Source organism: Cedecea selenatireducens (assembly GCF_042138895.1).
Lineage (GTDB): Bacteria > Pseudomonadota > Gammaproteobacteria > Enterobacterales > Enterobacteriaceae > Cedecea > Cedecea selenatireducens.
In genome coordinates, this window is record NZ_JBHIKW010000039.1 from 1 (window position 1) to 599 (window position 599).

The 599-nt window shown below is 57.1% G+C and carries 1 protein-coding gene; it reads left to right on the plus strand.

Annotation, left to right across the window (positions count from 1 at the left end; genetic code table 11):
* Position 1: 1 nt before the first annotated feature.
* Positions 2-499, plus strand: coding sequence for a Tli1a family immunity protein (gene tli1a / locus ACE38U_RS22380; RefSeq protein ID WP_375530538.1), 498 nt, complete (start codon positions 2-4; stop codon positions 497-499).
* Positions 500-599: the final 100 nt, after the last annotated feature.

Here is a 599-nt window from a genome sequence, read left to right on the forward strand (position 1 = left end):
TATCGCCCTGCTGAGCGGGTGCAGCCATCCACAGGCGGAGGCGCAAGGCGGCGGTGGGGCAGGCACGATTAAAGCGATAAACCATACCAAATGGGCGATCAACCACTTCAGCGTTAACGGCCAGTCAGGGATAGATATTATCGGGCCTTATGACGGCGGGGGCGGCGGGTGCTGCTACGCTGTGCCGTCGGTCTGGAAACCGGGGCAGGCAGTGCGTATTAACTGGCAGACGGGGGTTGGGACTTCAGAGGGATTTCCTGGATTTGCTGATACAGCTAAATATCTGGCCTGGGAAAAAAAAATGAAAGCTGAAGATAGGGATCATAGCAAAGTAGTTCCAGTCCCTGACTATACAGGGCAGGAAACCTGCGGGATTACCGTCCACTTCCTGCCCTGCGACGATATTAAAGTGACCACCAGCTGCTGGTCACCGACGAATGCAAACTACCCGATTAAGCTGCCGCTTAAGATGAAGGAGCCGAAGGTATGCCCGAGGTAATGACCGATCTGGCGTGGTACCCGCCGGAGTTTCCGGCCCAGGGGCGGCTGCCGTCGCACGCGGCGCTGGTGGGTAAAAACGGCAAAAAGCAGGCGAGCCT